Here is a 26,043-nt window from a genome sequence, read left to right on the forward strand (position 1 = left end):
CGAGGCCTATGCGACGCCGGACTTCATCGCCGCGGTCGCGGCCGAGCACCGCCGCGGGCGGCGCCTGCTGGTGGTGACCACCAACCTCGACGCCCAGCGGCCCGTCGTCTGGGACATGGGGGCCATCGCGGCGAGCGGCCGGCCGGGATCGAGCCAGTGGCGATGCAGCCCGATGTCATACTCGCGCCCCTCGATGCGATCGACCGCGAGCCAGTCGACATAGTCGGGGTCCGGCGGCCCACCCAGCCGGCCGAGCAGCCCCAGCCAGCTCGCCAGCGTCCGCGCCCGCACGTTCAAGCCCGCCGCCGCGCCCTCGATCCGGGCACGCGCGGGCCCGTCGAGCCAGTCGGGCGCTTCCTCGAGCACCGCGAGCAGCCGGCCGCCCAGCGCGACCATCGGCCGCATCAGCGCCTCAAGCGCGACCGCCGCCTCGTTCGCCGCCTCGACGGTGGCGCCGTCAAGCTCCGCCGCCTCGGTCTCGATGCCATAGCCGGCGTCCGCCGCGGTCGCGCGCGCCAGCGTGATCGCGCGCACGGCACCGAGCAGTTTCTCGACCGGCCCGAGCGGAATCCCCTCCGCGATCCGCCCCAGCCAGTCCGTCGCGACCAGCGCGGCGCTCGCGTGAATGACACCGTCTAGCGCCAGTGCGCCCGCCTCGTCGTACGAGACGACATCGGCAAGCCGCGCCGCCAAGCCCCGTCGACGGCCTCTGGACGCGCGTTCGGGGCCCGCGATCCAGCGCCGCAGCTCGATCGCCTCCTGCCCGGTCAGCGCCGCCGAAAAGGTCGAATCGGCGGCCTCGTAGAGATGATGGGCCTCGTCGAACACGATGCGGCCGAGCGCCCGCCCCTCTTCGCGCCGCCGCTCGGCGAGCAGCATCACCAGCGCGTGGTTGGCGATGACGATGTCGGCCTCCTCGGCGCGGCGGACCGAGCGCTCGATGAAGCAGCGGCGGTAGTGCGGGCAGCCGGCATAGACGCATTCGCCGCGCCGATCGGTGAGCGCGGTGGCGCCGGCCCGGCGGAACAAGGTGGTCAGCCAGCCGGGCAGGTCGCCCCCGACCATGTCGCCATCGCGCGTATAGGCCGCCCAGCGCGCGACCAGCTGCGCCAGCACCGCGGCACGGTTCTGGAAGCCGCCGAACAGCGCGTCCTCGAGATTGAGCAGACAGAGATAATTCTCGCGCCCCTTGCGCACCGCCACCTTCTGCCGCCGCTCCTCCGGATCGGGAAAGAGGCGCTCGGTCTCGCGATCCAACTGCCGTTGGAGCGCGCGCGTGTAGGTCGAGATCCACACCGTGCCCTGCGCCTGCTCCGCCCAGAGCCCGGCGGGGGCGAGATAGCCGAGCGTCTTGCCGATGCCGGTGCCGGCCTCCGCCAGCATCACGCGCGGCCGCCCCTCGGCCATGCGCGGCGCGAAGGCTTTGGCGGCGGCAGCGGCATAGGCGCGCTGGCCGGGGCGGGTCTCGGCGCCCGTACCGGTGAGCTCGCCGAGTTTGGCCACCGCCGCGGCCTCGCCGATCGTCACGCTGCGCGGTTGCGGCCGGGGCGCGACCTCCTCCCATTCGGGAAGCTTGGCGAACAGCCCGCGTTCGGTGCGCTCGGGCGCGGTCAGCCGCGCGACGATCGCCTGCGCCCACGGCCAACGCAGCCGGACCAGCGCGTGCGCGACGTCCCAGGCGCCATGCTTGGCGGGCCAGTCGCCCTCGACGGTGGCGAGCAGCGCGTCGGCGCAGGCGAGCAGCGTGCGCGTCGCGGTCGAGTCGTCTTGCGGAGGATCGATGCCGAGCGCGCGGGCGAGGCCGGCCGGCGTCGGCACCGCAAAGCGCGCGGGATGAACGAAGGCGAACAGCTCGAGCAGGTCGAGCCCGGCGAGCTCGGCATAGCCCAGACGCTGCCCGACCAGCGGCGCGTTGAGCATGACGAGCGGGCGCTCGGCGGCGAGCGCTATCGCCTCGCCGCGGGCGAGCCCGCGCACCGCGCCGCCCCGCTCGGCGAGCCAGGTGCCGCCATGCGTGGCATGCAGCGCGAAAGGCGGGAGCGAGTGGGTCACGCCGCCGATATAGGCGATGCGGAACGGATGGGAAACGGGGATGCGCGCGTGGCCCCATTCCGTTCGTCCTGAGCGCAGTCGAAGGAAAGGATGCACGCACCCCTGTCCGTTCGCGCTGAGCGAAGTCGAAGCGCAGCCACCGTCAGCGCATGGCCTTCGACTGCGCTCAGGCCGAACGGAGAAGGGGATGCTGTCGTGACAGTTGGCGCGGACGCACGATCCCCCTAAGACCGCGCGCGACATGACCGACGCTCCCGCCTCCGATCTCCGCACCGCCGCGCTCGCCAGCAAGGCCTGGCCCTACGAAGAAGCGCGCAAGCTGCTCAAGCGCTGGCCCGACGGCAAGCCGGCCGCGATGCTGTTCCAGACCGGCTACGGCCCCTCGGGTCTGCCGCACATCGGTACCTTCACCGAGGTCGCGCGCACCTCGATGGTGCGCAACGCCTATCAAGAGATGACCGGCGGCGAAACGCGGCTGGTCGCCTTCTCCGACGACATGGACGGGCTGCGCAAAGTGCCCGACAATCTCCCTGAGCAAGAGATGCTGCGCGCGCATCTCGACCTGCCCTTGAGCGTCGTCCCTGATCCGTTCGGCACGCATCCGAGCTTTGCTGCGCACAATAATTCGCGGCTGCGTGCCTTCCTCGATCAGTTCGGCTTCGAGTATGAGTTCATCGCCGCCTCCGACGCCTATGCCGACGGCCGCTTCGACGAGGCGTTGAAGAGCATCCTCACCCACTATGACGCGATCATGGCGGTGATGCTGCCGACGCTCGGCGAGGAGCGGCGGAAAACCTATTCGCCGATCTTCCCAATCCATCCCGAGACCGGCAAGGTCTTGCAGGTGCCGATCGACGTCGTCGACGCCGACGCCGGCCTGATCGCCTACACCGATCCCGAAACCGGCGAACGGCGCGAACAGTCGGTGCTCGGCGGCCGGGCCAAATGCCAGTGGAAGGTCGACTGGGCGATGCGCTGGGTCGCGTTCGGCGTCGACTATGAGATGGCGGGCAAGGACCTGATCGATTCGGTCGTGCAATCGGGCAAGATCGCGCGCGTCCTCGGTGCCAAGCCCCCCGAGGGCTTCAACTACGAGATGTTCCTCGACGAGGCCGGCGCGAAGATCAGCAAGTCGAAGGGCAATGGCCTGACGATCGAGCAATGGCTGACCTACGCGCCGATCGAGAGCCTCGCCTTCTATATCTATCGCGAGCCCAAGAAGGCGCGCGCGCTCAGCTTCTCGGTGATCCCGCGCGCGGTCGACGAATATTATCAGTTCCTGGCGAGCTATCCGACCCAGCCGATCGAGCAGCAGCTCGGCAATCCGGTGCATCACGTCCATCTCGGCCGAGTGCCGGCGATCGACATGCCGCTGACCTTCGGGCTGCTGCTCAACCTCGTCTCGGTGGCGATGACCGACGACAAGGCGCTGCTGTGGCGCTACGTCCAGCGCTACGCCCCGCAGGTCAGCCCCGAGACGCACCCCGCGATCGACCGGCTGCTCGGCTATGCGGTCGCCTATTTCCGCGATTTCGTCGCCGCCACGTTGAGCCGGCGTGCGCCCGACGGCCGTGAGCGCGCGGCGCTCGCCGACCTCGACGGCCGCTTTGCCGCCCTGCCCGCCGACGCATCCGCCGAGACCATCCAGAACGAGGTCTATGAAGCCGGCAAGGCGGCCGGATTCGAGCCGCTGCGCGACTGGTTCAAGGCGCTCTACGAGACGCTGCTCGGCTCGAGCCAGGGCCCGCGCATGGGCAGCTTCGCCGCGCTGTACGGGCTTGCCGAGACGCGCGCGCTGATCGCCGAGGCGTTGGCGTCCACCGATTGACCAGCGATTGGTCGAAGCGTGCGACCAAATCGGACGGCGGGGCGTTAAGCATTCGGTCCTTCCCCCCTTCGGACTGGTGTCCAGCGTGCCCTATGGGCCCGCCGCATCGGCCGCGCTGCTGCTTCCGCACGGCGCGGCCAATGGGGAGGGTTGTCGAGGCCCGACGGCGAGGGCCGCACGCTTCATGCTCCCTTCATCGGCCGGCCTGCAGGGAGTTTTCATGAACCGTTTTGTCCACGCCGCCACCGCCATTGTCGTCACCCTCGCCGCCACCGCCGGAGTTTCCGCCGCCACGCCGCGCGACACGCTGATCCGCGCGGCCTTCATGACGCACGACAAGGCCGAGGCGCTGACGCTGGTCGACAGCGCCTATGCGCAGACCACGGCGACGCTCGCTGTGTCCCCCAATGACGGCGAGGCCAAGCTGCAGCAGGCGCTGGCGATCGGCTATCGCGGCCAGCTCAAGCGCTCGCTCGGCGACGCCAAGGCGGCGCACGCCGCCTTCGTCGCGCTCGCCGCCGCCAATCCGCGCGACGCCGAGGCACAGATCGCGATCGCCGGCTGGCATCTGACCGCGGTCGGCGATCTCGGCAATTTCCTCGCGCATTCGGTACTGGGCGCGAGCCGCTCGGCGGGGCTCGCCTCGCTCGATCAGGCGGTGTCGCTCGGCGGCAATCACGCCTTCTTCCCCGGCTATGCCGCACTGATCCGGATCAAGCTCAACTCCTCCGATGTCGCCAACGCGCTGAGGCTCGCGCAGCGCTCGGCCGGCGACCAGGCGACGACGCCGATCGACCGCGTCGTCCAGCGCGCCGCGTCGCGGCTGATCCCGCTGCTCCAAGCCGGCGACGGCGCAGCGGCGAGCAGGCTCGCGACTCAGCTGCTGCCATTCGGCTCGCTCAGCTAAGCGACGTCATATCCCCCCGGGGGGGCGGTGGTGACTAAGCGAACGAGGCCTTCAGCCCGTCGATCACGAACTGCGCCGCCAATGCCGCGAGCAACACGCCAAGCAGGCGGGTGATCACCGCCTCGATCTTGTAGCCGAGCACCTTCATCATCGGCCCCGCGGCGAGCAGCGCCACCATCATGATCGCGAGATTGGCGATCAGCGCCGCGATCACGATCGCATGCGCGGTGAGCCCATGGCTGCGCTGCATCATCAGCATGGCCGAGGCAATCGAGCCCGGCCCCGCGATCATCGGCATCGCCATCGGGAAGATCGAGATGTCGTCATATTGCTCGGGATGCGTCGCAACCTCCTGCGCGCGGTTCTCGCGGCGCTGGGTGCGCTTCTCGAACACCATCTCGAGCGCGATCAGAAACAACATGATCCCGCCGGCGATCCGGAACGCGTCGAGGCTGATGCCCAGCGTGCGCAGCAAAGGCTCGCCGAGCAGCGCGAAGGCGAGCAGGATGGCGGCCGCCACCAGCGTCGAGCGGATCGCCATCGCGCGGCGGTGCGGACCGTCGGTGCCCGCGGTCAGCCCCGCGAAGATCGGCGCGCAGCCGGGCGGGTCGATCACGACGAAGAAGGTGACGAACGCCGAGAGGAACAGCTCGATCATCGGCGGTGCGCCCTCACAGGCCGGCGGGCGGCGCGAGCCCGGCGCGCAGATGAGCGGCGACGAGCGTGTTGCGCAGCAGGACGGCGATCGTCATCGGGCCGACCCCGCCCGGCACGGGGGTGATCGCACCGGCCACGGCGGAGACGCCCGCGAAGTCGACGTCGCCGACCAGCTTCGTGCCGCCGGCGCCCCCGGGGTCATCGGCGTCGATCCGATTGATCCCGACGTCGATCACGGTGGCGCCCGGCTTGACCCAATCCGCCTTGATCATCTCGGCCCGGCCGACCGCGGCGACGAGGATGTCGGCGCGGCGGCAGACGGCGGGCAGATCGCGCGTCCGGCTGTGCGCGATCGTGACCGTGCAGCTCTTGGCGGTGAGCAGCTGCGCCATCGGCTTGCCGACGATGTTCGACCGTCCGATCACGACCGCGTCGAGCCCGCTCAAGTCGCCCAGCACGTCTTCGAGCAGCATCAGGCAACCGAGCGGCGTGCACGGCACCAGCCCTGGCAGACCCGCCGCCAGCCGGCCCGAATTGACGACGTGGAAGCCATCGACATCCTTGTCCGGGTCGATCGCGTCGATCACCGCGCTCTCGTCAATGTGTCGGGGCAAAGGCAGCTGGACGAGGATGCCGTCGACCGCCTCGTCGGCATTGAGCGCCGTGACCAGCGCCAGCAGGTCGGCCTGCGTGGTGTCGGCTGGCAGGCGGTGCGTCACGCTTGCCATGCCGGCGGCCTCGGTCGCCTTGCCCTTCGCGCGGACATAGACCTGGCTCGCCGCATCCTCGCCGACGATCACGACGGTCAGCCCCGGCACGCGACCGGTCGCCGCCTGAAATGCGGGCACCGCGGCCCCGACGCGGTCGCGCAGGGCGAGCGCGAAGGCCTTGCCGTCGATGACCCGTGCGGTCACGCGACGCCCGCGTTGATCAGCGAGGCGAAGATGTTGGGCAGCAGGATACGCTGGAGGATGCCGATGATCAGCAGCACCACCATCGGTGAGAAATCGATCCCGCCGAAATCGGGAAGGATGCGGCGGATCGGGCGGTAGAGCGGCTCGGTGATCGTCGCGAGCCCCGCGACCAGCTGGCGGACGAACTGGTTATGATGGTTGATGACGTTGAACGCGAACAGCCAGGACAGCACGATCTGGATCATGATGATGTAGAACAGCACGTTCAGCAGCAGCTGAAGAATCTGATAGATCGAGTACATCGGCGTCCCTCTGGGGATAAGGCGTGTCTTATCTAGCTATGACGGTGGTCGACGCCAAGTCGGCGCGGACCAGCGTGCCGGCGCCCTGGCGGGTGAAGATCTCGAGCAGCATCGCGTGGCGGATGCGCCCGTCGAGGATCACCGCCGCGTCGACGCCGCCCTCGATCGCGGTGACGCAGGTCTCCATCTTGGGGATCATGCCACCCGAGATCGTGCCGTCCGCCTTGAGCCGCTCGACGTCGGCGGGGACGAGGTCGGAGAGCAGATTCTTGTCCTTGTCGAGCACGCCCGCGACGTCGGTCAGCAGGAACAGGCGGGCGGCGCCCAGCGCCGCGGCGATCGCGCCCGCCATCGTGTCGGCGTTGATGTTGTAGGTGTGACCGTCCTCGCCGATCGCGATCGGCGCGACCACCGGGATCACCCCCGAGGCGGAGAGCTGGTCGAGAATGCTGCGGTCGACATGGCGCGGCTCGCCGACGAAGCCCAGGTCGACATGGCGCTCGATGCCCTGCAGCTTGTCGGGCTCGGACCGGCCGACCTTCTCGGCGATCACCATCCGCGCGTCCTTGCCCGACAGCCCCACCGCGCGACCGCCGGCCTGGCCGATCCAGCCGACGATTTCCTTGTTGATCGAGCCGGCGAGCACCATCTCGGCGATCTGCGCGGTCTCGGCATCGGTGACGCGCAGGCCGTCGACGAAGCGCGATTCGACGCCGAGGCGCTTGAGCATCTGCCCGATCTGCGGGCCGCCGCCATGCACCACCACCGGATTGATCCCGACCATCTTGAGCAGCACGATGTCGCTGGCGAAGCTCTTGGCAAGCTCGGGGTCGCCCATCGCGTGGCCGCCATATTTGATCACGAAGGTCGAGCCGGCATAGCGCTGCAGATAGGGCAGCGCCTCGGTCAGCGTCTCCGCCTTGGCGAGCATCGCGGGTTCGGGGAGGAGATCGGGGAGCGGAGTCATGCTCCGCGCCATAGCGGGCGGGGGGGGCGACCGGAAGGGCGGATACGATCGCGCCCCTCTCGCCCGTTCGTCCTGAGCGCAGTCGAAGGACGTGTTGCAGGCGTCGCGCGCGGAACACGCACTTCGACTGCGCTCAGTGCGAACGGGAGAGGGAGCCGTCCAGCCGCCTGCCCCACGCCACCATCAGATAGATCAGCGGCGGCACCAGCACTGCCGAGAGCACTACCTTGGCGATCATCTGCCCGACCATGATCCCGGCGATCGGGAACACGCCGTAGAAGGAAATAGTGACGAACAGCAGCGTGTCGACGATCTGGCTGGCGATGCTCGCGATACCGGCGCGCAGCCAGAGCAAAGGCGCGCCCTCGCGACCTTTCAGCCAGGAAAAGATCGTGACGTTGAGCGTCTGCGAGAGCCCGTAGGAGACGAACCCCGCCAACATCATCCGCGCGCCTTGGGCGAGGATCGTGTCGAACGCGGCAAGCCGCGCAGCCGACGCCGGGTCGGCGGTCATCGCAGGCGCGGCGGGGATGCGGAGCAACAGCTGGATCAGCAGCACCGAACCGAGCAGCGGCACGAAGCCGAACCGCACCAGCCGCGTCGCGATCCGCTGGCCGTAGAGTTCGGCGACCGCGGACGAGGTGACGACGAGCAGCAGGAAGGCGAAGATCCCGCCCTCGACGGTGAGCGGCCCGAGCGCGATCAGCTTGTTGCCGAGTACGCCCGCGATGCACACCATGCCGCCATAGAAGAGCGCGAACAGGAACAGGGCGGGCGGGAAGGCGAGGGTATCGGCGGGCGGTGCGGCGCTGGGCATCCGCCTTGCTATCGGGATTTCGGGGGCGGGCCTAGCCCCCTCGCAGACCCAAACACCCTCCGTCATCCCGGCGAAAGCCGGGACCCATGGATGCGGCTCGGCATGAAGCACGCACGACGCCCGGGCCTGGATTGCACCGCCGTCTATGGGTCCCGGCTTTCGCCGGGACGACTGAGCAGGGACGAGTCGGCCGTCCGTATCGCGGCCGCTCGATTTGGCCTAATCTCCCGCCGCGGTCCTCCGCCGCGTCATCGAGGGTTTCGTCGCCATGGCCATGCTGGGCTTTTTCCTCATTCCGCTCGTCCTGCTGTTCGTCGCCGCGCTCAAGACGTTCGGGATCAACCAGGAATATGAGCGCGCCGTCGTCTTCCGGCTGGGCCGCGTCACCGATCCCAAGGGGCCCGGCTGGTATTGGCTGATCCCGTTCATCGATCGCGCGGTCCGGGTCGACACGCGCACCGTGACGATCGCGCTCGACACGCAGGAGACGGTGACCCGCGACGGCGTCGCGGTGCGCGTCAATGCGGTGCTGTGGTTCCGCGCGACTAATCCGGTGCGCGTGCTGACCGTGGTCGAGGAATGGCAGCGCGCGGTGCTCCAGGCCGCCGAGACGGGCCTGCGCGATTCGATCGGCCAGTCCGATCTCGACCAGCTCCTGAAGGACCGCACCGCGATCAACCTGCGCTTGATGGGGATGCTGACCAACGCCGTCGAACAATGGGGCGTCGCGATCGACGCGGTCGAGATCAAGGACCTCGACATCCCGGAGAACATGCAGCGCGCGATCGGCCGCGAGGCCGAGGCGATCCGCGAGAAGCGCGCGCGGATCATCAAGGCCGAGGGCGAGCAGGAGGCCGCGCAGAAATTGGCCGACGCGGCGCGAACGATCGCGACCAGCCCCGGCGCGCTCGAATTGCGCCGGCTGCAGACGCTGTCCGAAATCGGCGCCGAGCATAATTCGACGGTGATCGCGATGCTGCCGGTCGAGCTGCTCGAGGCGGCGAAGGCGCTGACGGGACGGCGAGACTAGGGCCGACTAGCTTCCCCCCACCCCCGTCATCTCCGCACACGCTGGCACCTGTGGATGCGGCCCGCTCCCTGTTGCCCGTGCGCGTTTCTGCTTCCCGACGAAGCTGTCGCGTTGCTGACAGGCGGGTTCAGCCCTTCGTCAGCCGGATCGTTGCAAAACCGACATCGCCAGGCGCATCATGCGTCAACAATGACAAGAGGTGAGTGGGATGCGACTGATCTTATCCGCGGCGCTATTGCTGGCGTCCACCGCCGCCCTGCCCGCCTTCGCGCAGGACGCGCCGCCGCCGCATCAGGGCGACGGCAACCATCAGGGCGACGGGCGCCACGAGGGCGGCCCGGCGGGTCAGAACGGTCAGCGCCCCGGCGGCGGGGGCCAACCGCAAGGCCAGGCGCGGCCCGGGCCACAGGGCGGCAATTTCAATCGCGGGCCGCAGGGCGGTGCGCCCCAGGGCCAGCCCGGTCAGCCGCAGCAGGCGCGTCCCGGCCCCGACGCCGGCGCGTATAATCGCGGTCCGCAAGGCGGTGCAGGTGGCCGACCCGATGGCAATGCCCAGGGCCAGAACCGCCGCGGACCCAATGGCGAGGGCGGGCAGCCCGGCTGGGCGAACCGCCCCAACGCGCCGGGCGGCCAGGGCGGCTATCGCCCCGGCGGCCAGCCGCAGGGCGGTCCCGGCGGATACCGTCCCAATGCCGGCTATGATCGTGGCCAGCCCGGCGGCGGCTATGACCGCGGCCGGCCCGGCGGCGGCGGCGGCGACTGGAACCGCGGCTGGCGGGGCGATCAGCGCTACGACTGGCAGGGCTATCGCAACGCGCACCGCGACTTCTACCATGTCGACCGTTATCGCGCGCCCTATGGCTATGGCGGCGGCTATCGTCGCTTCGGCATCGGCGCAGCGCTCGAGCGCGATTTCTTCGCCCAGCAATATTGGATCGGCGACCCCGGCTATTATCGCCTGCCGCCCGCCTACGGCCCCTATCGCTGGGTCCGCTATTACAACGACGCGCTGCTGGTGAACATCTATTCGGGCCAGATCACCGACGAGATCCCCGACTTCTTCTACTGAGCCGATCCGACGAAGGCGGCGGCGTCCCTCCTCGGGGACGCCGCTTGCCGACCCCCGGCGCGCTCGATAAGCCTCGATGATCAGTGTGATCGCGGGGGTTTTTATGTCGTTCGTCCGTTCTCTTCGTCTCGGCCTGCTCGCCGCCGCCGCCCTTCTTCCCGCCATTGCCCATGCGACACCGCCTAGCGACGCCGATGCGCGACTGAGACAGCTGTTCGCGGATACCGACGAGGCCGCGCTCCACCGCAACCCGCTCGCCGCGCTGTATCGTGGCGACATGCGCTTCGCAGACCAGCTCGGCGATCCCTTCTCGGATGCGCACGACGCCGCCGAGAAAGCCGCCGACGAGCACGCGCTGCGCCAGCTGTCCGCGATCCCGCGTGAACAGCTCAACGCGACCGACCAGATCGCCTATGACGTGTTCAAGCGGACCACCGATCTCGATCTCGAGGGCTATCGTCCCGATATCCTCGCGGTGAACCATGCGATGCCGCTCACCCATTTCTACGGCTTGCACCTCGATTATGCCGATCTGTCCTCGGGCCAGGGCGCGGCACCGTTCAAGACCGTCAAGGACTATGACGACGCGCTCAAGCGCCACGCGCAATATCCGCACCTCGTCGACGAGGTGATCGCGCGGTTCCGCGCCGGGGCGGCCGCCGGCATCGTCGAGCCCAAGCTGGTCGTGACCAACATCCTCGACGAGCTGAACCTGCAGCTCGCCGGCGGGATCGAGGGATCGCCCTATTACGGCCCGGTGAAGGCGTTCCCGGCGACAATTCCAGCGGCCGACCAGGCGCGGCTGCGCGCGGCATTCATCGCCGCGATCCGCGACGAGATCGTCCCCGCGAACACCAAGCTGCGCGACTTCCTCAAGATCGAATACCTGCCCAAGGCGCGCGACACGGTAGGCGTCGGCCAGCTGCCCGGCGGCGAGACCTATTACGCCTATATGATCGAGGCCAATACGACGCTGCCGCTCTCCGCGCAGGAGGTCCACCAGCTCGGGCTCAACGAGGTCGCGCGGATCACCAAGGCACTCGAGATCGTCACGACGCGGGTAGGCTTCAAGGGCGATCTCCACGCCTTCTTCCAGCATATGACGACCGATCCGCAGTTCGCGCCGCCGTCGCGCGACTGGCTCGAGAAGCGCTACCGGTCGATCGAGGCGCGGATCGAGACGCGCATCCCCGAGCAATTCTCGCTGGTCCCCAAGACCCCGCTCGAAATCCGCCCCGACCCTGCCTACAAGGAAAAGAGCTCGGCGGCGGGCGAATATATGCAGGGCACGCCCGATGGCGCGCGCCCCGGCGTCTTCTATTATAATGGCTATGACCTGCCCACGCGCTTCACCTGGGGTGAGGAAACCCTGTTCCTCCACGAGGCGATCCCTGGCCATCATTTTCAGATCAGCCTGGCGCAGGAGAATAAGGACCTGCCCAATTTCATGCGCTTCGGCGGCAACACCGCTTATGTCGAGGGCTGGGCGCTTTATTCGGAATCCTTGTGGCCCGAGCTCGGCATGGAGACCGATCCCTATCAGCGCTTCGGCGGCCTCAACGACGAGATGCTGCGGGCGATGCGGCTGGTCGTCGACAGCGGCATCCACGCGATGGGCTGGTCGCGCCAGCAGGCGATCGATTACATGACCAGCAACTCGGCGATGGGTAAGGCGGACGTTACCGCCGAGGTCGAGCGTTACATCGCGATTCCCGGGCAGGCGCTGGCGTACAAGGTCGGCCAGCTCACCATCCTCAAGGAAAAGGCCAAGGCCAAGGCGGCGCTGGGCGTCAAATTCGATCCGCGGGCGTTCCACGCGCAGGTGCTCGACACCGGCGCACTGCCGATGACGGTGCTCGAGACCAAGATCGACGGCTGGATCGCGCGCGGCGGGCAATAGTCTTCCCCCTTCCGTTCGTCCTGAGTAGGGACTGAGCGACGTCGAAGGCCCGTATCGAAGGATGGTGGCCTGGCGTGGCGGTCCTTCGATACGCCATTTCGACTTCGCTCAATGGCTACTCAGGACGAACGGGTGGTCGGGAGCATAACCGGAAAGACACGATCATGCCGACCGAACCCCGCGCCCCGCGCCTCGCTGTGCTGATCGACGCGGACAACGCCTCGCCCAAGATCGCGGCGGGGCTATTCGCCGAGATCGCGCAGATCGGCGAGGCGAGCGTGCGTCGCATCTATGGCGACTTCTCGAGCCCGCGGCTGAAGAGCTGGTCGGACATACTCGCCGCCTATGCGATCCAGGCGCATCAGAGCTTCGCCTATACGACGGGCAAGAACGCGTCCGACATCGCGCTGGTGATCGACGCGATGGACCTGCTCCACACCGGCCGCTTCGACGGTTTCTGCCTGGTCTCGTCGGACAGCGACTTCACCGCGCTCGCCGCGCGCATCCGCGAGCAGGGCGTCGATGTCTACGGTTTCGGCGAGCAGAAGACGCCCGAGGCATTCCGCCAGGCGTGCCGGCGGTTCATCTATACCGAGAATCTCGTCCCCGAGGCGCCGACGCTCGCCGAGCCCGAGCGGCCGGATGCGCGGCCCGCGTCGGTGGCGCGTAGTCCAAGCACCGCGGTGCCGCTGCTGCGCCGCGCGATCGCGCAGCTCGACGAGGATGACGGCTGGGTGTCGCTCGGCGGCGTCGGCCAGCGGCTGCAGACGCTCGCGCCGGACTTCGACCCGCGCACCTTTGGCCAGGCCAAGCTCGTGACGCTGGTCGAGAAGGCCGGCGCGTTCGAAGTGCGGCGGCCGGCCGGTGGCAGCGTGCAGATCAGGCTCAAGACGCCGCGCTGACGCGGTCGTAAAACTCCTCCGCCGGCGGGAGGTCGTGACGCCTCACCCGACCACCCGCCACATCCGATATGGCGAACCCGCCGGCAGCGGCTGCGGCGCGAGCCAGCTCGGCGTGTAGCCGCCCGCGAGCTTCGCGTAAAAGCCCGCGGGTGCCTCGGCCTGGTAGATGGTCGCCTCGGACATGTGCGGGCAGACCAGCAGATAGGCCGCGTGATGCGCCGCGATGATTGCATGGGCCTGGTCGGGGGTGCCGCGGAAGGCATGCTCGATGTCGAGAATCGCCTGCGCGTTGCGATGATAGGGGCCGCCGACCGCGCTGTGATGCGTCAGCGTGATCAGCCGCGGGCCTTCGTCGATGAAGGTGAAGATCGTTGCCGCGGGCAGTCGGCCGATCGGCGCGAGCGCCGGGATCGTCGGGCAGCGGCGGTTGGCGAGCTTGGTGAGGTCGGGCTTGGGCTTGCCGCCGGGCAGCGGCTTGCGGGCGGCCGGCGGCGCCTGCCGGCCGGTCGCGATCGCCCAGAATGTCACGAATTTGAGATCGGCATAGCGCTGCGGCAGCGCGCCGATCAGCATCGACGAGACCAGCCCGGCGCCGACGGCGAGGCCGGCGGCGACCGCACCGATGCGCACCGCGACCGAGCGGCTCTGCATCAGCCCGACGACGATCCGATAGGCGAGATAGGTGGCGCCGGGGACGGCGAGCATCTGCGCGCTGGGGCCGGTGCGCACCTGCCACAGCGTCAGCCCGGTCGCGAGCGTCGCGAACAGCGTCACCGGCAGCCAGTCCGCAGCCGCGCGCGTGCCGCGCCGGCGCCATACCGCGATCAGGCTGCCGATCGTGCCGAGGATCGGCAGCGTCAGCATCGTGACGACGACCGACACCGAATGGAGATAGACCGGTCGCGCCTCGTTGACATGGCTCAGCCAGAGCCGCTCCGCCTCGGGGGGGATGCCCTCGAGCCGATGACCGAAGCATTGCGGGAACAGCCCGACATAGAGGCCGCCCGCGATCGCCCCGGCGCCGACCACCAGCGCGAGGCGCGTCCAGCGGCCGGCGGCGGGCGCGAACGAGATCGCGAAGAGCATCGCCGCCGCCCCCGCCACCGTCGTCAGCCACACCGGCGAGAGTGCGTCACACACGTCGTGCCAATTGTCGTTCGAGGCGAAGACCAGGAAGCACAGCGTCGTCGCCACCGCCATCGTGATGCCGTAGCTGCGCATCCGCTCGGTCTCGGCGCGGTCCCACGCCCAGTGCAGCGCGACCGCGGCGCCCGCGAACGCGACATAGGGCAGCATCTCGAGCCCGATCGCCAGCGACAGCGCCGAGGAGAGCGCGATCATCATGCCCGAGCGGCGCAGATTGGGCTCGGTCAGCCCCGCCACCGTCATCATCAGCAGCGCGAGCTGCCAGCCATGATGGTCGATGCGCAGCGGCGTCCACATCGCCAGCGCGTCGTTCCCGCACAGCAGGATCGCGAGCGCGAGCGGATAGATGCCGGGTGCGATCAGCCGCCGGACGACGATCGCGACCATCCAGAAGGCGAGCAGCATCGGCAGCAGCGGCGCGATCGCGCAGGCCCAGCGATAGCCGAGCGGCGCGCCGAGCAGCGGTTTGAGGATCAGGATCAGCCCGGCCAGCGGCAGGTCGACCAGCCGCGACCAGTGGATGCTGAACCCGATCGGCGGATTGAGCCGATGCTGGCGCAGATCGTACCAGCCCTGCCCGCCCAGCCAGTCGCGAACCTGGTCGAAGCGCATATTGTCGTCGGTGTCGGACAGCGCGAACCAGTGGATCGCATGCGCCTTCTGGACGAGCAGCACGATCGCCGCCGCCAGCCAGATCAGCGTCGTGATCGAGCGCCAATGCGCATCGATGAAACGCTCGATGCGGGACTCCAGGCGATCCTTGGGCGGGGCGCCGGGCAGGTCGCCGATCGGCGCGTCAGGCGTCGGGGTGACGATATTCGTCATGCGCTGCTTACAATTCCGATAGCATTTGAGGTTTATACGGCTCCGCTCTAGTCCCTGGCGGGCGGGGAGCAAGGGCAGCGGCGTGCGTGACGGATTGGTAAGGCTGTGGGACAGGGTGCCCCACGAGCACCGCGAACTGGCGGCGCAGCTGATGCGCTACGGCGTCGTCGGCGTCGGGGTGACGCTGTTCCAGATCGCGATCTTCAACCTGGCGCTGGGCGCCGGCCACATGGCGCCGCTGATCGCCAACACGGTGGCGACCGCGGCGGCGATGCTGATCGGCTATACGGTCCACAGCCGCTTCACCTTCGAGGGCCATGGCAGCGGCGGCAGCGCCGCGCGTACCGGCGGCAAATTCCTCGCCGCCAACATGGTCGGCTTCGCCGCCAACAGCCTGTGGGTGTGGCTGTTCAGCGCGGTGCTGCGCTGGTCGCCGCACTGGGCGTCGCTGCCCGTCTTCTTCGTGACCCCGGCGCTGCTATTCTGGCTCAACCGCAAATGGGTTTTCGATTGAGGCGTTCCCGGCCTAAGGGACGCTGATGATCGCACCATCCCCCCTTCTCTCCATCCTCGCCCCGGTGAAGGACGAGGAGGAGGCGATCGCCGGCTTCGTCGGCCGGGTACGCGCGGTGCTCGACGCGCTCGGCGAGCCGCAGGGATGGGAGATCCTGTTCATCGACGACGGCAGCCACGACGCGACGCTGGCGGCGATCCATGCCGAGCATCGCGCCGATCCGCGCATCCGCTGTCTGTCGCTGTCGCGCAATTTCGGCAAGGAGGCGGCGTTGTCGGCGGGGCTCGACCATGCCGCGGGCCAGGTCGTGATCCCGCTCGATGTCGATCTGCAGGACCCGCCCGAGGTGATCGGCACGATGCTGGCGCGCTGGCGCGAGGGGTTCGACGTCGTCTACGGCGTGCGCCGCAGCCGCGCATCGGACAGCCTTCCCAAGCGGTTGACCGCCGACCTCTATTACCGCGCGCACAATTATCTGTCCGCCGACAAGATCCCCGAACATGCCGGCGACTTCCGGCTGCTCGACCGCAAGGTGGTCGACGTCATCCGGCTGATGCCCGAGCGCAACCGCTTCATGAAGGGGCTGTTCGCCTGGGCCGGCTTCCGCCAGGCTGCGGTCGAATATGACCGGGTGCCGCGTGACGTCGGCTCGTCCAAGTTCAATTATTGGAAGCTGTGGACGCTCGCGCTCGACGGCATCACTTCGGGTTCGACGCTGCCGCTGCGCGTGTGGAGCTATCTCGGCGGACTCGTCGCGATCGGCGCCTTGGTGTATGCGGTCTTCGTGGTGATCCGCACTGTCATCCATGGCGGCGACGTGCCCGGCTATCCGTCGCTGATGGTCGCGATCCTGTTCCTCGGCGGCGTCCAGTTGCTGTCGCTCGGCGTGCTCGGCGAATATGTCGGGCGGATCCTGGTCGAGACCAAGCACCGCCCGATCTATGTCGTGCGCGAGACGATCGGCGTCGCGCTGCAGCCGGTGGTCGGGTGAAGGGACGCCGCTGATGGACCGCGCAATCTACGATCGCATGGCGGAGATCGACGCCGAACATTGGTGGTTCGCCGCGCGCCGCCGCATCGTCGCGGCGCTGATCCCCCGGCAGGCGCCGCTGGGGCCCGGCGCGCGCATCCTCGAGGTCGGTGCCGGCACCGGCTCGAACCTCGCGATGCTGCAGGGCTTGGGCCAGGTCGACGCGATCGAGCCCGACGAGGCGGCGCGCGCGCTCGCCAGCCAGCGCGGCGGCTTCGCCGTCGGCGGCGGCATGCTGCCCGACGGGGTGGCGCTGCAGGACGGCCGTTACGACCTGATCGTGCTGCTCGACGTGCTCGAACATATCGAGCGCGACCGCGCCTCGCTGCGGGTGCTGCGCACCAAGCTTGCCCCGGGCGGCCGCCTCGTCCTGACCGTGCCCGCCGCCCCCTGGCTGTGGAGCGCGCACGACGTCAAGCATCACCACAAGCGGCGCTATACGCGGCAGAGTCTGCTCGACACGCTGTTCGATGGCGGCTTCGAGGTGCGCCATATCAGCCACTTCAACACGTTGCTCTATCCGGTGGTCGCAGCCGCGCGAATCCTTGGGCGGATCACCAGGCGCGAGCAGGAGGACGATGCGATGCCGGCGCGCGGCGTCAATGCGCTGCTCGAGCACATCTTCGCCGCCGAACGCTATTGGGTGACGCGCGCCGCACTGCCCTTCGGCGTGTCGCTGCTCGCGGTCGCCGAACCCGCTGCGGGATGATGCACGATCCGGTATAGCACGCCGAAGCGGTTGCCCGTCCAGATCGGCACGAGATCGGGATCGACCGGCCAGCGATCGCGCGGCATGTCGATCATCCAGACATAGTCGAACGCGTCGCGCGGAAAATATTCGAGCGCGAGCTCGAGAATCGGTTCGTTGCGCGCGCGGCAATCGGGGCGGCGCACGATCTCGGATGGGTCATGGCTGAAATAGCGTCCGGCCGGCGGATAGGCGATGCGTAGCAGCTGCGCGCCCGGCGCCACCCACTGGTCGTTGACGAAGGAGCGCCGCCGCACCGTCGCCATCGAGCTCAGATGCTCCATCCGCGAGGTGTACCACACGCTGCGGCATGGGATGTTGGCAAGCGCCATCACCCGGCTGCCCATCGGGACATGGTCGAGCGCTTTGAGCTGGACGTCGTAATTGCGCTCGAACTTGAGGAAGGCGAGCGTCGAGACCGTGACGCGGGCGGCGAAGAACAGCAGCGCTGCCGCCGCGATCGCGGTCGAGACGCGGCGGTCGACGATCGGGCGCAGCGCCAGGATGCCGATCGCCAGCATGAACGGCACCAGCCGCATGTCGGCATAGGCCGAGCCCAGCAGCACACGCGGCAGCAGCACGAAGATCGCGAGCAGGAACAGCGCGGCGATGCCCAGCGTCGGCTCGTAGCGGCGCTGCGGCTTCCAGACCAATCCCGACAGCGCGACGACATAAAGCAGGGCGGCGCTCGCCAGATCCCACGCCTCGACGCGCTCGCGCAGCACCGATTTGAGCCACAGCCATTTGAAATACCACCGGAACCAGTCGAACGTGCCCTGCGGCGCCTGGCCGCCGCGGCCCGGCCACGGCACCAGCAGCAGCGCGGGGGGCGCCAGCGGCAGGCAGGCGACGATCGCCTCGCCGACCGACCGCAGCCAGGGCGTCCCGGCTTTGCGCGCGCGCACCATCTCGGCGATGAAGCACAGCACGCCGAGCACGCCCCAGGCGAAGCTGTGCGTCACCCACAGGCCGAAGCCGAGCAGGAGGAACAGCCACGGCCGCCAGCGCAGCCGCCCGGTGCGCGCCATTCGCAGCCACAGCGCGAACAGCAGCAGCATCAGCGCCATCGCCATGGCGAAGTTCACGAAGCCGAACTGGAACGGATAGCCATAGGCGAGCGGCAGCGCGAACAGCGCGGTGGCGGGCACGCGGCCGTGAATCTCGCGCGCAACCAGCAGCAGACCCGCAACGGTCAGCGCCGGGATCGCCATCACGATCAGCTTGACCGTTAGTTCGAGCCCGAGCAGCGGCGCGAACAGCTGGACCAGCAGGTCGCAGCCAAGATTGCCGATCAGCGCCCAGCGAAAGCTGTAATAATGGTGCAGCCAGGGCGATTGGGCGATCTCGAGCTGGACGCGATAGCGTCCCATATGCCCCATCAGATCGGTCAGCGGCGGGATCGGCGGCAGCAGCAGCGGCACCACCGCGAGCAGGATCATCGCGACCGCGAAGGCGCGTGTCTCCCACCAGGCTATTGGACGCGACGGCGGTGACGGTTCGATCATGCGGCTCAGGCGATAATCCGCGCCGCCCCTCCGGGGCAAGCGCGCTGTGCGCCGGGGCTCAGCCGCTCACCGCATAGACGCGCATATCGCGCAGCCCCGGCACCGTGACGGGATGCAGCCAGGCGGGCGCTTGACCGCGGGGCAGACGCGCCGCGAGCCCGTGCGGCGCGGCCTTCGCCCAAATCGCGATGTCGCCGTCGTCCGGGCAGAGCAGCAGATAGCGCACGCCGTGGCGGAGGAGGATCGCGTGGGCGGTCGCCTCGTCGCCGACGAAGAAGCGGATCGTGTCGTCCATCCCCTGGATACCGCGATGATAGCCCGCCCCGACGACGCTGTGGGGCGTTCCGGCCACGATCGACGCCGCCGTTGCCAGCGTCGTCATCATCAGCGTTGGCGGGAGCGCGTCGAGATGGGCGAGATTGTCGAAGGATTTGCACCGCGCGTTGCGCTCGACCGCCTGCGCCGCTTGGTTCGACAGTAATTGCGTGGGCGCGACCAGGGCCACGCCCTCCACCGCAACGACGGCTGCCGACAAAGGCGTCGCCGCCAGAAGCAGCGCCGCATTGGCGGCAACGCGCCCCGCCATCGTCCGCAATCGAGCCGCCCGCGGCAGATAGGCGGCGAGCAGCATAAGCGCCCCCGGCACGGCCAGAAGGTTCGCGAGAATGCAGGCGCGGCTGACGTTGAGGCCGATCAGGGTCGCCAGCGCGAGCAGCGCGAAATAGTCGAGCGCCGCACCGCGCCAATGCATGCCGGCGCTTCGCAGACCGACAAGCGCACCGATCAGCCCGACCAGGGGGAAGGCGATCAGGGTGAGCGCATAATCCGCCGTCTGCGTCCACAGCGGCAGGCCTTCCGGGATGTGCCGATACCAGAGATTGTAGCCCAAGGGGGTCAGTGCCGCGAACGGTCCGCCGCTGCATTGCGGCGCCCATAGCTTATAGGTCGCGGCGCAGGCGATGGCAGTGACGGCGAGTATCGCGCCGCGAACATAGCGACTGCGCGGGGACAGCCACGCCGCAACCCCCGCGCCGGCCGTGGCGATACCGAAGACGACCATATGCACCGGCGAAATCGCGTCGCAGGCGGTGCGATCGAACAAGGCGCCGCCATGCGCGATCAGGAAGAGCGCGAGACTGCCGCTGGCGACCCCGCCCATATAGGCGGGCAGCGTCGCCCGCTCCGCGTCCGGCGCAACGATCCAGCGCAGACCGAGCCATACGCCGCATCCAGCGGTGAAGACGATGCCCTCCAGCGAAATGTGCATCCACAGCGCCGCGCACAATCCCGCGATCGCCGACCGTCGGAGCGTGCGTGGTCCGAGCAGCGCCAGCGCGATCGCCAAGCCGCAAGCCGCCTGCCAGCCATGATGATCGATCCGCATCGGGTGCGAGGCCGACACCGTTCCGAAGTTGGTCGCGGTGAAGAGGACGGCAAGGAACGTCAGGCGGTCGCCGATCTGAAGCCGACGCGTGATACCGGCTGTCAGCAGCGCCGTCGTCGCGAAGGTGACAAGCGGTACGACGACGCACGCCGCGAGCTCCGCCGTCGCTTCGCTGGCGAAGAGACGTACGACGACGATCACCGCTGCCAGCGGGACGTCGACCAGGCGCGACCAGTGCATCGGCAGCCCGACGGGCGGATCGACGCGATATTGGGTGACGTTGAACCACCCCTGACCTGCGAGCCAGTCCCGGACCTGCTGCAGCCGCATGAGGTCGTCGGTATCGTTCATCTGCCACGCCGCGATCTGGTGCGCATAGGGAATGGCAAGCAGCAGCGTGACCAGCACAACCATCGCTGCCAATCGAACCCGATAGGAAATTCGCGGCAAGGGGTCGTTGCGGTCGCCGGCGACGACATCGGATCGGCTGGCGGCGACCATCGTCATGCTGGCGTCACGCCGCCTTAAGACGGCGCGGCACCGCGCGGACCGAGCCCAGCGCCGCGCGGAAGTCGCCGCCCTGCGCATCCTCGTCGAGCGGGGGCACGATCACGCGCTCCGCGCCTTCGTTGCCGGCCTCGTGATATTCGGCGTCCTCGTTGACCGCCCAGACATCAAATCGGCGCGCGCCCGCCAGGATGTTGCGGACGGTGAGCATCGCCGTCATCATCGCATGGTCCTGGTTGTTGTAGCGGTGCATGCCGTTGCGGCCGACCAGATGCAGCGTCGGATAGGCGGCTTCGAGCTCGCTCCGCATCGCGAGCACATGTTCGGCATAGGAATCGTCATAGACCGGATAGGCCTTTTCCTGCCGCACCACGACGCCGCCCTCGACGGACTTGGGGTCGCACAGGCCGAGGATGCCCATCTCCCGGGTCGCGAGCGCGATCAGGTCGGCGTCGGAGGATGTCCACAGCCCGTCGCCCTCGAAGCAGAAATATTCGAGGCCGACGCAGGCGAGTTCCGGGTCGGGCACCATCTCGGGCGACCAGCTGCGGAAATTCTGGATGCGGCCGACCTTCACCTTCGAATCGTGGATGTAGATCCAATTGTCGGGGAACAGGTCTTCCGAGCGGATCATCAGCGCGACCGTCAGGAAATCGCGATATTTGAGATCGAGCGCGTCGGGCAGCGAGGCGGGCAGCGGATGGATTCGCCCGGCGAGTTCGCGCATCGGCGCCGAGGAGATGACATGATCGGCATGGATCACGCGCTCGCCGTCGGGGCCCATGGTCGCGACGCGCCAGCCGCCGCCATCCTGGCTGAGCTGTTTGAGCGCATGGCCCATCAGCACATGGTTGCCGCCGGCGACGACATGGTCGCGCGCGGCGTCCCACATCATGCCCGGCCCCTGCCGCGGGTAGCGGAAGCTCTCGAGCAGCGTCTTGGTCGCCATGCCATCATTGGGCTTTTTGTTGAGCCCGAGCGAGCGCTTGAACCCGTCGAGCACCGCGCCGCCCAGACTCAGCCCCTTGATCCGCTGCGCGGCCCAATCGGCGGAGATCTCGTCGCAGGCCATGCCCCACACCTTCTCGGTATAGGTCTTGAAGAAGATGCCGAACAGCTTCGCGCCGAACTGGTTGATCGTCCAATCCTGGAACGAGCGCGTGTCCTTCTTCGGGAACAGCTTCCAGCGCGCATAGCTCGCCATGCACAAGGTCGAGCGCCACACGCCGAGGTTGAACAGCGCCTCGAACGCGCGCAGCGGATAGGAGTAGAATTTGCCCTCATAATAGATGCGGCTCATCCGCGGGCGCTCGATGAAGTCGTCGGGCAGGATCTCGTTCCATAGGTCGACGACCTCGCGCGACTTGGAAAAGAAGCGGTGTCCGCCGATGTCGAAGCGGAAGCCCTTGTGCTCGACGGTACGGCTGATGCCGCCGACATAGACCGGATGCTTCTCGATCACGGTCACGCGCTTGCCCGCCTTGGTCAGCAGATAGGCGGCGGTGAGGCCGGCGGGGCCGGCACCGATGATGGCGACATCCGCCCGATCCGCGACATGGTTCACCCGAACTTCTCCAACTGCGAGGTTGGACCGGACATGCGACGCCGGGAGATAATTTAGGGTTAATGCGGCGTTGCGATGAGCTGCGGGTGCCGCGCGCGCGCGCGCCCGTCCGCCGTCATTGCGCGCGCGCCGCGAAGCAATCCGGAGCCACGGGCGCCGACCTGGATCGCTTCGGCTCTACGCGCCTCGCAAGGACGGGAGAACGTCGCCTATGACCGCCGCAGATCGTCGAGCATCAGCGCGGCGGTCGCCTTGGCCGAGCCGACGACGCCTGGGATCCCCGCCCCCGGATGCGTGCCCGCGCCGACGAAATAGAGGTTCGGAATGCGGTCGTCGCGGTTGTGGACGCGGAAGAAGGCGGATTGCGTCAGCAACGGCTCGAGGCTGAAGGCGGAGCCGAGATGCGCGTTGAGATCCTGCGCGAAATCCTGCGGCGTGTAGTGGAAGCTCGTCAACAGTCGTTCGCGCAGGCCCGGGATCAGCGTCGCTTCGAGATGATCGAGGATGCGGTCGGCATAGACCGGCCCGACTTCGGCCCAGTCGACCGGCAGCTTGCCGAGATGCGGCACCGGCGCCAGCACGTAGAAGCTCGAACACCCCTCGGGCGCCAAGGTCGGGTCGCTCACCGTCGGATGATGGAGATAGAGCGAGAAATCCTTCGCCAGCACGCCATGCTCGTAGATGTCGGTGAGCAGCCCCTTGTAGCGCGGGCCGAACAGGATCGAATGGTGCGGAATGCCCGGGAAGGTCCCGCGAATGCCGAAATGGACGACGAACAAGGACGGCGAGAAGCGCTTCTTGGCCAGCGCCTTGGCGCCGCGCTCGCCGCGTGCGGACTGGCTGAGCAACGCCTTGTAGCTGTGCATCACGTCGGCGTTGGAGGCGACCGCGTCGAAATCGCCATGCCAGCCGCTCGCGGTGGTGACTCCGGTCGCGAGATCGCCCAGCGTGTCGATCGCGGTGACCGGATCGTTCAGGCGCACGATGCCGCCCAGTCGCTCGAACTGCGCCACCATCGCGCGGACCAGCGCGTGCGTCCCCCCGCGCGGGAACCAGACGCCGCCGTCCTTCTCGAGCTTGTGGATCAGCGCGTAGATCGCACTCGTCGTCATCGGGTTGCCGCCGACGAGCAAGGTGTGGAACGACAGCGCCTGGCGCAGATGCTCGTCCTTCACGAAGGACGACACCATCGAATAGACCGACCGCCACGCCTGACTCTTCACCAGCCGCGGCGCCGCCTTGATCATCGACCCGAAGTCGAGGAAGGCGACATGGCCGAGCTTCTCATAGCCCTCGCGGTAGACCTCGGCCGAATAATCCAGGAAGCGGCGGTAGCCGGCGATGTCCTCGGGGTTGAGCGCGCCGATCTGACGGGCGAGCGCGGCATCGTCGTTCGAATAGTCGAACACCGTGCCGTCGGGCCACATCAGCCGGTAGAAGGGCGAGACCGGCAGCAGCTCGACATCGTCGGCAATGTCGCGGCCCGACAGCTTCCACAGCTCGGCGAGACAATTGGGATCGGTGATCACGGTCGGGCCGGCATCGAAAGTGAAACCGTCGCGCTCCCATTGATAGGCCCGCCCGCCCGGCTTGTCGCGCGCCTCGACCAGCGTCGTCGCGATCCCCGCCGACTGCAGGCGGATGGCGAGCGCCAGCCCGCCGAAACCCGCCCCGATCACCGCTGCCGTCTTCATAGATGCTTGTCCTTGAGGGCGGGCCTGCCGGCCATCGCCATGAGCGCCCGGTGGATCGGCACGGGCGGACGCCCCACCAATATCCGGGCCTTGTCCAGCCGAGTCGAGTGGCCGGCGTAGAAGCGCGCGACGAGGTCTTCGTCGAGCCGATAGAAACGTTCGAGCACGCGGTAGCGTTCGGCGGGCTGCGCGGCGCGGAACAGCATGCGGTCGAGCAGCCGGTAGAAGCCGCGCTCCGCCCAGCTCTTCGCCGCAAAGGAATGTAGCGCCGTGTGCAGCGCCGCGCCCGTGCCGTCGCGCAGGTCGGTGACGATCCGCGCCGCGCGCACCGCGTCGGGCAGCGAATAGCCGGTGGTCGGATGGAACAGCCCGGCGCGCACGCCGGCCTTCGCGACGCCGGCGCCGCCCGAGCGCCAATAGGCCTCGAAATCGCCGCCGAGCACGACCGGCAGCGCGCCGCGCTCCTCGCGCTCGACCGCCGCGATCGTCCAGCCGCGCGACGTCACATAGTCAGCGATGCGATCGGCGAGCGTGTCGCGGTCGATCGCCGGCCCGTCGCTGTAATAGGTATCCTCGACGAACAGCCGGTCGGGGCCGAAGGGCAGCAGATAGACGAAACGATAGCCGTCGATCTGGTCGACGGTCGCGTCCATCACCACCGGGCGCTTGAGCCCATGCGGGCCGGTCAGCCGCAGTTCCTGGCCCAAAAACTTCTGCCAGCCGAGATCGAGCAGCGACAGGTCGGCGCCGCCGCGCGCATCGATCACGCCGCTTGCCTCGATCCGCTGCCCGTCGGCGAACACGACGGCGCGCGGCCCGACCCCGGTTGCCTTGCGGCCGGTCAGCACGCTCTCCGGCGGCAGCGCGGCGCGCAGCACGCGGTCGAAATGGTCCGAGGTGATCGTGTGATAGCGCGCCCCGAGCATGCGACGATGGCTCGGGAACAGTGCGTGATAGCCGTCCCACTGGTGGGCGACGAGCGGCATCACCAGCGGGCGGTCGGCGATCGCGATGTCGCTGTCGAAGAAGGACCAGACATGGTTGCCGCCGAGCGACTCGCCGGCCTCGATCAGCAAGACGCGCGAATCGGGGCGCCGCCGCGCCATGGCGAGCGCGATCAGCCCGCCGGCGAGCCCGCCGCCGACGATCGCCAGATCACAATGCCGCACACGCTCCATGCCCGGTGCCTAGCGCGCGCCGCGCGTCACGTCATCATCGCGCAAGGTCGTGGCGCGGTTGCCGCACGCAGACTCATCGCGGTGGCTGGGTGCCGTGGATCGCGCCGATGTGGCGCTGGACGATGCGGTGCGTCTCGGCGCCGAAGGCGCGATAGGCGGGGCTGCCGCCATTGGTCGATTCCTGCAGGAAGGCGGCGCCATCGGCATCGTGGAGGGCCGCCATGTCGCTCATATAGGCCTCGTCGAACGCGGGGCCGGACAGCCCTTTGAGCGTCGCCATCTTGCCCGCGAACTCGGCATTCGGCGTCGACGCGAAGGTCACCCCCTCGCTGGACGAGATCGCCTTGAGCTTGGCGCCGACCAGCATGTGATCATGCACCTCGGTGGTCGCGAAGTCGCGCACGTCCTGCGTGCTGCCGCGGGTCTCGGCGAGCTTGCCCGCATCGACCTCGAACATGCCGCCCTGCGACACCTTGGCGACGAACGCCCGGTCCGCGGACGTCGCGGTCGCGGCAAGCGCGGGGCCGGCGGCGAGCAGGGTCGCGGCGAGGACGAGGGCGGTGCGTTTCATGCGGGTGTCTCCGGTCGTTGTCGAAAGGGTAA

General features: G+C 68.5%; 21 protein-coding genes and 1 pseudogene. 9 read left to right on the top strand and 13 right to left on the bottom strand.

What is annotated here, in order from left to right:
* Nucleotides 1-129 precede the first annotated feature (129 nt).
* A pseudogene (locus Q0326_RS05995) lies at nt 130-2,052 on the bottom strand (ATP-dependent DNA helicase); the annotation flags it as partial.
* Between the two features lie 241 nt (nt 2,053-2,293).
* Here Q0326_RS05995 and Q0326_RS06000 point away from each other — a divergent pair.
* Both Q0326_RS06000 and Q0326_RS06005 read left to right on the top strand, forming a co-directional pair.
* Nucleotides 2,294-3,880, top strand: a complete 1,587-nt coding sequence (locus tag Q0326_RS06000) for a lysine--tRNA ligase (RefSeq protein ID WP_298688155.1) — start codon at nt 2,294-2,296, stop codon at nt 3,878-3,880.
* A gap of 220 nt (nt 3,881-4,100) precedes the next feature.
* On the top strand, nt 4,101-4,787 hold the full coding sequence (locus Q0326_RS06005; RefSeq protein WP_298688157.1) for a hypothetical protein: 687 nt from the start codon (nt 4,101-4,103) through the stop codon (nt 4,785-4,787).
* A 34-nt stretch (nt 4,788-4,821) separates the two neighbouring features.
* On the opposite strand, the gene Q0326_RS06010 is transcribed toward Q0326_RS06005, so the two are convergent.
* The 5 genes from Q0326_RS06010 to Q0326_RS06030 all read right to left on the bottom strand — a co-directional run bounded on the left by Q0326_RS06010 (nt 4,822) and on the right by Q0326_RS06030 (nt 8,444).
* A complete protein-coding gene (locus tag Q0326_RS06010; protein WP_298688159.1) occupies nt 4,822-5,445 on the bottom strand; it encodes a MarC family protein in 624 nt (207 codons plus the stop codon).
* Between the two features lie 13 nt (nt 5,446-5,458).
* Nucleotides 5,459-6,358: a bifunctional methylenetetrahydrofolate dehydrogenase/methenyltetrahydrofolate cyclohydrolase FolD gene (gene folD, locus Q0326_RS06015; RefSeq protein WP_298688161.1), complete on the bottom strand. Its 900-nt coding sequence runs from the start codon at nt 6,356-6,358 to the stop codon at nt 5,459-5,461.
* Entirely contained in the window at nt 6,355-6,660 is a 306-nt protein-coding gene (locus Q0326_RS06020) for a YggT family protein (RefSeq protein ID WP_298688163.1), read from the bottom strand. The genes folD and Q0326_RS06020 overlap by 4 nt, the downstream gene beginning before the upstream one ends.
* Nucleotides 6,661-6,688: 28 nt before the next feature.
* On the bottom strand, nt 6,689-7,627 hold the full coding sequence (argB, locus tag Q0326_RS06025) for an acetylglutamate kinase (protein ID WP_298688165.1): 939 nt from the start codon (nt 7,625-7,627) through the stop codon (nt 6,689-6,691).
* 133 nt (nt 7,628-7,760) lie between these two features.
* Nucleotides 7,761-8,444 carry a queuosine precursor transporter gene (locus Q0326_RS06030; RefSeq protein WP_298688167.1) on the bottom strand — a complete coding sequence of 228 codons (684 nt, stop codon included), beginning with the start codon at nt 8,442-8,444 and terminating at the stop codon, nt 7,761-7,763.
* Between the two features lie 268 nt (nt 8,445-8,712).
* Between Q0326_RS06030 and Q0326_RS06035 the strand changes: the two genes are divergently transcribed.
* The 4 genes from Q0326_RS06035 (at nt 8,713) to Q0326_RS06050 (ending at nt 13,345) form a co-directional block, all read left to right on the top strand.
* On the top strand, nt 8,713-9,474 hold the full coding sequence (locus Q0326_RS06035; protein ID WP_298688169.1) for a slipin family protein: 762 nt from the start codon (nt 8,713-8,715) through the stop codon (nt 9,472-9,474).
* Between the two features lie 208 nt (nt 9,475-9,682).
* Entirely contained in the window at nt 9,683-10,543 is an 861-nt protein-coding gene (locus Q0326_RS06040; RefSeq protein WP_298688171.1) for an RcnB family protein, read from the top strand.
* A gap of 76 nt (nt 10,544-10,619) precedes the next feature.
* On the top strand, nt 10,620-12,443 hold the full coding sequence (locus Q0326_RS06045) for a DUF885 domain-containing protein (RefSeq protein WP_298688173.1): 1,824 nt from the start codon (nt 10,620-10,622) through the stop codon (nt 12,441-12,443).
* A gap of 164 nt (nt 12,444-12,607) precedes the next feature.
* Complete coding sequence (locus Q0326_RS06050; RefSeq protein ID WP_298688175.1) at nt 12,608-13,345, top strand: NYN domain-containing protein; 738 nt, start codon at nt 12,608-12,610, stop codon at nt 13,343-13,345.
* A gap of 42 nt (nt 13,346-13,387) precedes the next feature.
* Here Q0326_RS06050 and Q0326_RS06055 read toward each other — a convergent pair whose 3' ends face one another.
* Nucleotides 13,388-15,316: an AcrB/AcrD/AcrF family protein gene (locus tag Q0326_RS06055; RefSeq protein WP_298688177.1), complete on the bottom strand. Its 1,929-nt coding sequence runs from the start codon at nt 15,314-15,316 to the stop codon at nt 13,388-13,390.
* 82 nt (nt 15,317-15,398) lie between these two features.
* Here Q0326_RS06055 and Q0326_RS06060 point away from each other — a divergent pair, with 82 nt between their 5' ends.
* Genes Q0326_RS06060 through Q0326_RS06070 form a run of 3 tightly spaced genes read left to right on the top strand, consistent with a single transcriptional unit; the run spans nt 15,399 to nt 17,569 of the window.
* Complete coding sequence (locus Q0326_RS06060; RefSeq protein ID WP_298688179.1) at nt 15,399-15,830, top strand: GtrA family protein; 432 nt, start codon at nt 15,399-15,401, stop codon at nt 15,828-15,830.
* A 25-nt stretch (nt 15,831-15,855) separates the two neighbouring features.
* A complete protein-coding gene (locus tag Q0326_RS06065) occupies nt 15,856-16,821 on the top strand; it encodes a glycosyltransferase family 2 protein (RefSeq protein ID WP_298688181.1) in 966 nt (321 codons plus the stop codon).
* Nucleotides 16,822-16,834: 13 nt separating this feature from the next.
* Entirely contained in the window at nt 16,835-17,569 is a 735-nt protein-coding gene (locus tag Q0326_RS06070) for a class I SAM-dependent methyltransferase (protein WP_298688183.1), read from the top strand.
* On the opposite strand, the gene Q0326_RS06075 is transcribed toward Q0326_RS06070, so the two are convergent.
* The 6 genes from Q0326_RS06075 to Q0326_RS06100 all read right to left on the bottom strand — a co-directional run bounded on the left by Q0326_RS06075 (nt 17,497) and on the right by Q0326_RS06100 (nt 26,011).
* Nucleotides 17,497-19,113 (bottom strand): hypothetical protein, encoded by a 1,617-nt coding sequence (locus tag Q0326_RS06075; RefSeq protein WP_298688185.1) that lies wholly within the window; start codon nt 19,111-19,113, stop codon nt 17,497-17,499. The genes Q0326_RS06070 and Q0326_RS06075 overlap by 73 nt on opposite strands.
* A gap of 58 nt (nt 19,114-19,171) precedes the next feature.
* Nucleotides 19,172-21,004 carry a hypothetical protein gene (locus tag Q0326_RS06080; protein ID WP_298688188.1) on the bottom strand — a complete coding sequence of 611 codons (1,833 nt, stop codon included), beginning with the start codon at nt 21,002-21,004 and terminating at the stop codon, nt 19,172-19,174.
* 7 nt (nt 21,005-21,011) lie between these two features.
* The gene (locus Q0326_RS06085; protein ID WP_298688190.1) at nt 21,012-22,568 is read right to left on the bottom strand and encodes an NAD(P)/FAD-dependent oxidoreductase; all 1,557 of its coding nucleotides are present in this window, start codon (nt 22,566-22,568) and stop codon (nt 21,012-21,014) included.
* Between the two features lie 209 nt (nt 22,569-22,777).
* Entirely contained in the window at nt 22,778-24,262 is a 1,485-nt protein-coding gene (locus Q0326_RS06090) for a phytoene desaturase (protein ID WP_298688192.1), read from the bottom strand.
* On the bottom strand, nt 24,259-25,440 hold the full coding sequence (gene crtY / locus Q0326_RS06095; protein WP_298688193.1) for a lycopene beta-cyclase CrtY: 1,182 nt from the start codon (nt 25,438-25,440) through the stop codon (nt 24,259-24,261). Before crtY ends, Q0326_RS06090 begins: the two co-directional genes overlap by 4 nt.
* A 73-nt stretch (nt 25,441-25,513) precedes the next feature.
* On the bottom strand, nt 25,514-26,011 hold the full coding sequence (locus Q0326_RS06100; RefSeq protein WP_298688195.1) for a DUF4142 domain-containing protein: 498 nt from the start codon (nt 26,009-26,011) through the stop codon (nt 25,514-25,516).
* Nucleotides 26,012-26,043: the final 32 nt, after the last annotated feature.

The sequence above is a fragment of the uncultured Sphingomonas sp. genome (assembly GCF_937859915.1).
Taxonomy (GTDB): Bacteria; Pseudomonadota; Alphaproteobacteria; order Sphingomonadales; family Sphingomonadaceae; genus Solisphingomonas.

What these genes read in the sequence shown, in the direction of transcription:
- Q0326_RS06010 (WP_298688159.1), bottom strand. Translation starts at nt 5,445, where the DNA reads ATGATCGAGCTGTTCCTCTCGGCGTTCGTCACCTTCTTCGTCGTGATC.
- Q0326_RS06030 (WP_298688167.1), bottom strand. Translation starts at nt 8,444, where the DNA reads ATGCCCAGCGCCGCACCGCCCGCCGATACCCTCGCCTTCCCGCCCGCC.
- Q0326_RS06040 (WP_298688171.1), top strand. Translation starts at nt 9,683, where the DNA reads ATGCGACTGATCTTATCCGCGGCGCTATTGCTGGCGTCCACCGCCGCC.
- Q0326_RS06075 (WP_298688185.1), bottom strand. Translation starts at nt 19,113, where the DNA reads ATGATCGAACCGTCACCGCCGTCGCGTCCAATAGCCTGGTGGGAGACA.
- Q0326_RS06005 (WP_298688157.1), top strand. Translation starts at nt 4,101, where the DNA reads ATGAACCGTTTTGTCCACGCCGCCACCGCCATTGTCGTCACCCTCGCC.
- Q0326_RS06080 (WP_298688188.1), bottom strand. Translation starts at nt 21,004, where the DNA reads ATGACGATGGTCGCCGCCAGCCGATCCGATGTCGTCGCCGGCGACCGC.
- Q0326_RS06070 (WP_298688183.1), top strand. Translation starts at nt 16,835, where the DNA reads ATGGACCGCGCAATCTACGATCGCATGGCGGAGATCGACGCCGAACAT.
- Q0326_RS06045 (WP_298688173.1), top strand. Translation starts at nt 10,620, where the DNA reads ATGATCAGTGTGATCGCGGGGGTTTTTATGTCGTTCGTCCGTTCTCTT.
- Q0326_RS06020 (WP_298688163.1), bottom strand. Translation starts at nt 6,660, where the DNA reads ATGTACTCGATCTATCAGATTCTTCAGCTGCTGCTGAACGTGCTGTTC.
- Q0326_RS06065 (WP_298688181.1), top strand. Translation starts at nt 15,856, where the DNA reads ATGATCGCACCATCCCCCCTTCTCTCCATCCTCGCCCCGGTGAAGGAC.
- Q0326_RS06090 (WP_298688192.1), bottom strand. Translation starts at nt 24,262, where the DNA reads ATGAAGACGGCAGCGGTGATCGGGGCGGGTTTCGGCGGGCTGGCGCTC.
- Q0326_RS06000 (WP_298688155.1), top strand. Translation starts at nt 2,294, where the DNA reads ATGACCGACGCTCCCGCCTCCGATCTCCGCACCGCCGCGCTCGCCAGC.
- Q0326_RS06100 (WP_298688195.1), bottom strand. Translation starts at nt 26,011, where the DNA reads ATGAAACGCACCGCCCTCGTCCTCGCCGCGACCCTGCTCGCCGCCGGC.
- Q0326_RS06035 (WP_298688169.1), top strand. Translation starts at nt 8,713, where the DNA reads ATGGCCATGCTGGGCTTTTTCCTCATTCCGCTCGTCCTGCTGTTCGTC.
- Q0326_RS06050 (WP_298688175.1), top strand. Translation starts at nt 12,608, where the DNA reads ATGCCGACCGAACCCCGCGCCCCGCGCCTCGCTGTGCTGATCGACGCG.
- argB (WP_298688165.1), bottom strand. Translation starts at nt 7,627, where the DNA reads ATGACTCCGCTCCCCGATCTCCTCCCCGAACCCGCGATGCTCGCCAAG.
- Q0326_RS06055 (WP_298688177.1), bottom strand. Translation starts at nt 15,316, where the DNA reads ATGACGAATATCGTCACCCCGACGCCTGACGCGCCGATCGGCGACCTG.
- crtY (WP_298688193.1), bottom strand. Translation starts at nt 25,440, where the DNA reads ATGGAGCGTGTGCGGCATTGTGATCTGGCGATCGTCGGCGGCGGGCTC.